The 7,705-nt window shown below is 39.2% G+C and carries 6 protein-coding genes, 3 tRNA genes and 1 pseudogene; 2 read left to right on the top strand and 8 right to left on the bottom strand.

Annotated features, from left to right (window positions below):
• The 7 genes and pseudogenes from Q0372_RS06350 to Q0372_RS06380 all read right to left on the bottom strand — a co-directional run.
• Window positions 1–613 (bottom strand): annotated as a pseudogene (locus tag Q0372_RS06350) (TonB-dependent receptor plug domain-containing protein); the annotation flags it as partial.
• Between the two features lie 329 nt (window positions 614–942).
• Complete coding sequence (locus Q0372_RS06355; RefSeq protein WP_298103940.1) at window positions 943–3,684, bottom strand: M16 family metallopeptidase; 2,742 nt, start codon at window positions 3,682–3,684, stop codon at window positions 943–945.
• 732 nt (window positions 3,685–4,416) lie between these two features.
• Window positions 4,417–4,504, bottom strand: a tRNA-Ser gene (locus Q0372_RS06360).
• A gap of 58 nt (window positions 4,505–4,562) precedes the next feature.
• On the bottom strand, window positions 4,563–4,718 hold the full coding sequence (locus Q0372_RS06365) for a hypothetical protein (protein WP_177387338.1): 156 nt from the start codon (window positions 4,716–4,718) through the stop codon (window positions 4,563–4,565).
• Between the two features lie 20 nt (window positions 4,719–4,738).
• Window positions 4,739–4,812: transfer RNA gene (locus tag Q0372_RS06370), tRNA-Cys, on the bottom strand.
• Window positions 4,813–4,888, bottom strand: a tRNA-Gly gene (locus Q0372_RS06375). It lies immediately after the preceding tRNA gene.
• Window positions 4,889–4,960: 72 nt separating this feature from the next.
• Window positions 4,961–5,902, bottom strand: coding sequence for an ROK family protein (locus Q0372_RS06380; protein WP_298103943.1), 942 nt, complete (start codon window positions 5,900–5,902; stop codon window positions 4,961–4,963).
• A 168-nt stretch (window positions 5,903–6,070) separates the two neighbouring features.
• On the opposite strand from Q0372_RS06380, the gene Q0372_RS06385 reads away from it, so the two are divergent.
• Together Q0372_RS06385 and Q0372_RS06390 are read left to right on the top strand one after the other, a co-directional pair.
• The gene (locus Q0372_RS06385) at window positions 6,071–7,030 is read left to right on the top strand and encodes a permease (RefSeq protein WP_298103945.1); all 960 of its coding nucleotides are present in this window, start codon (window positions 6,071–6,073) and stop codon (window positions 7,028–7,030) included.
• A gap of 1 nt (window position 7,031) precedes the next feature.
• Window positions 7,032–7,223 carry an N-acetylmuramoyl-L-alanine amidase gene (locus Q0372_RS06390; protein WP_298103949.1) on the top strand — a complete coding sequence of 64 codons (192 nt, stop codon included), beginning with the start codon at window positions 7,032–7,034 and terminating at the stop codon, window positions 7,221–7,223.
• Window positions 7,224–7,326: 103 nt separating this feature from the next.
• On the opposite strand, the gene Q0372_RS06395 is transcribed toward Q0372_RS06390, so the two are convergent.
• Window positions 7,327–7,705: EVE domain-containing protein (locus tag Q0372_RS06395; protein ID WP_298103947.1), on the bottom strand; the 379-nt coding region annotated here is incomplete at its 5' end.

Raw genomic sequence — 7,705 nt, forward strand, 5'->3', positions numbered from 1 at the left:
TACCTTGCGAGACGGAATTCATCGTATCAAACGCTGAAAAGCGCGTAGGATTGCCGCCCGGATTTCTAGCGGGATCAAGATCATTATTCATATTCGCGCCGTCAAGCATAAAGTTGTTTTGCCAATACTTCGCGCCGTTGATACTGATATTTGCGGGGCTGATCTCGCCGAGCGTCGTGCTCTGGCGGTTTGTGGAGCTGAATTGCACGTTTGGATTGGTACGCAGAAGCTGCACGAAGTCGCCGTTGCCGCTAGGCATCGACTCGATCATCGTCCTGCTTATCTTTTGCGTACCGCCGTAGCTATCGCCGACGCTCGTAAGGCTCGAGTCGATGTTGCCGATGACTACTATTTCGGGAAATTTATAACTATTTGTCGTAGCAGCTGAGCTTCGTGCCTCTGAACTCTCTTTGGTAGCAACGCTTCTGGTTGCGTTATTTTCAGACGAATCCTGCGCGACGCTTAGACCGCAAAGACACGCCGCGAATATTAAGGAGCGTGCAAGCCCCCCCCCGCAGCGATTTTGAGTGGATTTCTCGCCTTTTACGGAAGCGGAATAATTGCGGCCTGCGCCGCTTTCACATGGCTTACAGGCCCAAAAATCGACAATCATTTTTTCTCCTTTTTTGAAAATAAAAATTAAGACCTTAAAAATTTAGCCAATAATATTTTAAATTTCAATAAAAGTGATAACAATTATATAACTTATGCAAACAATAGAAAAAATGTAACAAAATAGCGATATATCAGCGAGGTAATTCTATTCTATAATAAAATTTATCTAAGATATATGTGCGGCACAGATGGGTTTAATTGAGCTTTATTCTTGAGTTCGTTTTTAAACTGCTAAATTTACGGAGATAAAATTTGCCGTGCAAGCGCCGTTAAATTTAAACGCGCTTAGTAAATTTCTCCGAGTAAAATTTAAAGACGCCGAGCCCGTTAAAATTTCGGCGCATTTATCCTCACGGTTTCATCGGTGTCAAAAATATATGTCTGCGCCGCCTCCGCGATATCCTTCGGCGAGATGGAATTTATGGTCTTTTCAAAGGTCTTAAAATCGGCGATCTCCTCATTCCAAAGCGCGTATTTTACGAGCGCGTCGTTCCAAAACTCAGGGCTTTCGCGAGCGGTACGCGCCGTGATGATCTGAGATTTTTTAAAATTTTCAAGATGCCGCGCTACGTCCGATCCGCCGCCTGCGATTTCTGCAAAAATTTCTCTAATTGCGAATAAAATTTGATCCGTATTTTGCGGCGCGCAGGAAAACGAAATATGAAGGCTCGAGTGCTCGTACGGGATGCGGCTTAGGCTCGAAGCGACCGAAAAGCCGTAGGTGCGCCCCTCATCCTCCCTGATACGCTCTCTAAGGGCTTCCTGAAGCACCGAAGCCAGGGCTGAAATTTTAATTGCATTTTCAAGCGAGTACGGAGCGGATCTGTTTATCGCGGTAAGCGCGACGTCGCTTCTAGGGGAGTTTTGATAGTTGCGCATAAAAACGTGCCGTCCGCTTAAGCTGCGAATTCCGTCGTCTTTAAAATCCTCGCGTTCGCCGCGAGCAGGCAAGCTCGCCAGATACTTTTTTATGAGAACTTCAGCGTCTTTTAACTCAAAATCGCCGCTAAGCACGAAAGTGTAGGATGCGGCATTGCTAAATTTATCATAGACGATCTTTTTTAGCTCCTCCGCGTTAAGCGCTTTGATCTGCGCGGCGCTTAGAGGGCGCATTCGCGCATTGCCGCCGTAAAAAAACTCGCTAAATTCCCTGCTAAATTTATACCCGGGCAGCTTCTCGTTTCGCGCAAGCTCGTCGAGCGATTTGATCTTTAAATTTTGCAGCGCTTTCTCGTCTACGCGCGGAGAGCTAAGCTCTAAGTTTATCGCTTCCAGCAGCCATTTTAGATCCTGCGAGCCGCAGCTTCCATAAAATCCGTGCGAGAATGCGGAGATGTTTTTGCGGTAATTCACCTGCCGTCCGCTTAAAATTTGCGAAATTTCATAATTGTTAAACTCGCCCGCGCCGCTTTCGTTTGCAAGCATCGCGGCAAAACTGCCGAGCCCTGGATGCGCCAGATTGGACATTCCGCCTCTGCTTACCGCGGCGAACGAGATGAAATCCTTGCGCGTCTTAAGCGGCTTTAAGATCACGGTCGCGTTATTTTCAAGCAGGTAGGTATAAAATTTAAATCGCGGATCAAATCTCTTGCTTAAAATTTTGCCCTCGGGTAGGTTTTTAGAAACCAGGCTATCCGGCAGCTTTTTATGCGCGGCATGCGTATTTATCGCTCTAGCGTCATCCTGCAACTTCTTAAATTTGGCCTCATCCAGATTGTATCCGGAGCCGCTAAAAACGCTTGCGTGCACCTCTCTTAGATCTGTCAGGCGCCTAAATTCTAAATTTAGCCCCTCTAGGCTGATCTCGCGCAGCAATTTTACCTCCAAATCACGCTGTTTTGCGGCGCTAGGCAGAACGGCTCCCGATTTTACGGCATGAAGAATCTCTCTTGCAAAAAACGCGGAATTTGCGCTTTTTTTGCGCTCAAAGGCGCTGTACCGCGAGCTGATCAAAGCATCCTTCGCAAGGGCGAAATCGCGCGCATCAAAGCCGCTATCTCGCAAGCCTTTGATTAGCCCAAGCGCCTGCGAGATCGCGCCGTCAAAATCTCCGCCCAAAACGGCGACGTCGAAGTTATAGATCGTTTTTTGAAACTGCAAATTCGATCTGGAAAAATTAACTCGCAGCAGCGCGCCTTCACTAGCCTTCGCTCGCTCGTAAATCGTAGAAATAAGGCTTGAGATAAGCTCGCTTTTTAAAATTTTTCTCGCATTCGCCTCGCTGTTTGGCGGCTCAAATTCCTCCCAAAACGAAATTTTGACGGAATTTAGCGATGTTTCGTTCGTATCGTAATTATAAATTTTCAAACCCTGCCTAGACGGAATGCCCATATTCTGGCGGGCGTAGGAGTTTGTATTTTTAAGAGGCGAAAAATTTTGCTCTAGTAGTTTTAAAATTTTATCCCTTTTAAAATCGCCCACGGCTATAAATTTCATAGACCTGGGCTGGTAAATTTTTTGATAAAGCTCCTTGATTCGCTGCGCGCTTACGGATTTTACGACCGCCATATCGCCGATCGGCGCGCGATCAAAATACGCGCTGCCGCCGTAAAGCTCCTCATCCATCCGCTCGTAAAGCCTCGCGATCGGCGTATCGCGGCTACGCGCCTCCTCGATTATGACGCCTCTTTCTTTTACGAGCTCAAGCGGATTAAACTCCACTCCGTCCGCAATCGAAGCAAAAATTTTAAAAACATCCTTTAAATTTTCTTCGTTAACTGCGATGCTAAGCGTGTAAATCGTGCTGTCGTAGCCCGTCTGCGCGTTTACGTCGGCGCCAAATTTCACGCCTAGGCTCTGCAGTTTTTTGATGAGCTCGTTTTTGCTAAAATCGCGGCTTCCGTTAAAGGACATATGCTCGATGAAGTGTACAAGCCCGCGCTCATTAGGACCCTCATCGATCGAGCCCGCATCCACGATCAGGTAAAAAACGGCGGAATTTTTAGGCACGGAATTTTCTAAAATATAGTATTTAAGCCCGTTTGGCAGCGCCCCTCGTAAGACGGCTCCATCCCACTCAAGCGCAAAAGCTCCCGCGCAAAGCAGTAAAAATAGTAAAATTTTTCGCATTTAAGCCTTTCATTTATTTCTAGTAAAATTCCGCCTCGCAGATATTTCGGCGAGCTTTTCTCTTTCGGCTTATCAAGCTGCCCGTCTGCGCCATTCTGCGCTATTTTTTAGATTTATTCGCTTTGACCCGTCAGCCTGCGATATTTCTTAAATTTGCCAACTTTTAAGCCGCATGCTCGCGCGCCGATCTTTGGTCCGCTTCGCGAGTTTACCGACTCTAACTCCATACCACGCGGCTGCTCTCGTTTGGCGCATCACCCAAATTGGCAAATGCATCGATCTTGGTCTGCGCGCTGAGGCGGCGACATAGCTGCCCGGCGGCACGGACGCAAATTTTAAAATTTACTTGCACCCGGGCTAAATTTAAAAAGCGCGAATCGGTAAATTTTAAAATTTTACGCCAAGCGCGGCGGGCTGCTAAGCTTTGAAATTCTATAGCCAAATTCCGCAACAGAGCCCACGCGCTTTCATAGCGAGACGGACGAACATTTAATTTTACATCGCCCTACTCTCGCTACGCGCTGTTTTAACACGGATCGATCAAACAAGCCACTGACGCACAATCTTGGCTTCTTCGCCGCATAACGTTTTGGTGCTCCGCTTATAAACGCACCGCCCCAAACTGTCATTTGCTACGAGATAAAATTTTAGCCTAAAGAGCATTAAATGAAAATTAGTATAAATAAAATGTGAAATTTTGAAGTTAAAATGGAATTTCGGATTAGATTAAAATGGCCGGGAGATAGGGATTCGAACCCCAGGAGGCTTTCACCTCAACGGTTTTCAAGACCGCCGCTTTCGACCGCTCAGCCATCTCCCGATTAAGGGCGGGTAGACCCCGCCGAAAGTTCGCGCAGGCCAGGACCTGCGCGTGAAATTTATTCGGTTTTTTCTCCGACCCACTCGGCGCCGTTGTGAACCTTTTCTTTGGTCCATTGAGCCGCATTGTGTGAGTCCTCTTTTACGCCGTGCCAAGTATTAGAGCACCCGCTAAAAACCATCAATGCCAAAAGAGCCGCTAGTATGTATCTCATAATAACTCCTTTTTAGGATCTGGAGGCGACACCCGGATTCGAACCGGGGATCAAAGTTTTGCAGACTCGTGCCTTACCACTTGGCTATGTCGCCTGGAGCGAGAGACGGGGCTCAAACCCGCGACCTATGCCTTGGCAAGGCATCGCTCTATCAACTGAGCTACTCTCGCATTACTTTAATAGTATAATATTATTATATTATATTGTCAATAATTTAAGAGTTGCTGAGGTTTGTTATTTGGTTAAAGATTTTTAAACTTATCTTTTAATAATAAGATTATACCAACAATTTCAGAACAATTTAATTTTTGAGCTATTATAAGTTCAGGTCTATCATAATCAAACATTGTAGAGAATATTTTAGAATTTTTGTATTTTGTTTTAATCATATCATAAATAATACTTTCAGATATTTTTACAAAACCACCACCTAAGCAAACTTTATCAGGCTTAAAAAGTTCTATTTGGTTTATTATAGTTGTAACAATATTATCTGCATATTCACGTAATATATCTTCATAATCTTCAATATTATATTTCTCTAAAATAATTTCAACTTTAAGATTATTGTTTAAATTATATTTAGTATTTATTTTTTTGTTTAATTTACTTCTTAATGCTTTTATAGAAATATATTTTTCTATACAATCATCTTTACCACAAGAACATTTTATATTCTTTTTAATATATGATGTGTGACTAAGATCTACTGGAAGTCCATTTGGCAAGAAAATTTGTTTATTTAGAATAACAGAAAAACCTACTCCTGTGCCAAGACCTAAGTATATTGCATTATCAGTATTTATAAGTGATCCTTTTTTTAATTGGGCAAAAGATGCTGCAATTGCATCATTTGTACTATATAGTGGAAGATTATATTTTTTTTCTATTTTAATTAGAATATCAGAATTTCCTCCTAAATTAACTGCACCTATTATTTTATTATTTTTTGTCATACCAGGACATGCAACACCAATACCTATTATTTGTTCAAAGATCTCATTAGGTAGAGAATCTATATATTTAGTTATATGTTCATATATACATTTAGGTTTTAAGATTGGATCTAAATTTCCATAAAAAATACTTTCTTCATTTAGTAATTCATATTTAGTGTTTACAAGTGCGATTTTTGTATGGCTTCCACCAATATCAACACCAATATATTTAATATTATTTTTCATAAATTAATTCCTTATTATATATTTTGTTTGTTTATTTTATTATATGTATTGTATGTTATAATTGCAATATTATATTTAGATTATATTATATGCAAATAATTTGCGATATTGTATTTTTAGATTTATAGTGATATTATTTATAATAATGTGATTTAAGAAGGAGAGAAAATGAGAGATATAGCTATATATTTTACAACAATAATGTTAGAAGCAATACCATTTCTATTATTAGGAGCATTAATATCTGCAATAATAGAAGAATTTGTTTCAGAAGAAAGAATAAGCAAGATGATACCTAAAAATAGGGTGCTTGGAAGTTTGGTAGGTATATTTTTAGGGCTATTTATACCAGCATGTGATTGTGCAGTAATACCAATAGCGATGAGACTTAAGAAGAAAAAAGTACCAACAAATGTAATAGTAAGTTTTATGCTTGCATCACCAATAATAAGCCCTGTTGTATTATTATCAACATTTTTTGCATTTGGAGAAACAGAAAAAATGTTACTTTTTGGATTTGAAATGCCAAAATTATTTGTATATAGGACAATATTTGGGGTAGTAGTTGCCTTAGTTGTAGGTATTATATTAGATATTATATGTAAGGATGCAGTATTAAAAGAAGAAATATATGAACATCATCACCATCATCATGATCATGAACATATACATACATGTAATTACCATCATGAAGGATGTTCATGTTCAAATCATGAAAAAGAAACAGGACCAATAGGTAGAGTAAAAAATATAATTAATATAATGTATGGTGATTTTATGGGAATAATATCATATATGGCAGTAGGTGCACTTCTTGCAGCCACAATGCAAATATTACTTCCAATAAGTAATATAGGAGGAATTGTTCAGAATAAGTATATATCAACATTTATAATGATGCTTCTTGCATTTGCTTTAAGCTTATGTTCAACATCAGATGCATTTATAGCAAGAACATTTATGAATAGTTTAAGCAAAAATAGTATACTTGCATTTATCCTATTAGGACCTATGATTGATATAAAAAATACAATACTTCTAAACAAGTCATTTAATAAGAAGTTTGTTATAGTTTTAATTGCATCAATATTTATAACAGTTTATTTGATAAGTTGTTTAGTGATTTAGTATAAAGAATGGGAGAAAAAATGATACATACAGGAAATATGGAACAAACTGGTCTACTGTTACCAATACTTTAATCGAAATGGGATTCATGTCAAATCCTGAAGAAGATAGAAAAATGGCTTCAGATGAATATCAGAATAAAATGGTTACAGGAATTGTAAATGGAATTGAAAAATATTTCAGAGAAAAATAATGTTTTATACACATTTTCGAAGAGAAGCTGTCTCAAAAAAATTAAAAATTAATGTAAAAACTAATTTTTTATTTTGAGACAGTTTTTTTGTTGTTTAATAGTTTTATTTCATTAAATCATAAATAAATCTAAAAAAATCTTCTGATATTTCAAAATGACCATATCTTAGCTGTTTTGCATATTTTGTCCATTCAGGGTGGTTTCTCAATTCATTTATTGTACATTTTCCATTTAATTTTAAATAATCGACATCCCTTCTGTAAGGAATAAAATTTTCTGTCATTTGAAATTGATACACATTTTCATCTTTTATTTTCCCTATAGCTGTTATTTCCTGAAATTTCACATCAGAATTTAAGCTTATTTTTGGACTATAATAAATTAATATATCGCCTTTTTTCATCCTTTTTAAAGGTGTACTTTTACCATGACATAGTTGACAAAAACTACCTTCTATTCCTATCATGACATGTTCCTTTGAA

The organism is uncultured Campylobacter sp. (genome assembly GCF_937997405.1).
In the GTDB taxonomy this organism is placed as follows: Bacteria; Campylobacterota; Campylobacteria; order Campylobacterales; family Campylobacteraceae; genus Campylobacter_B.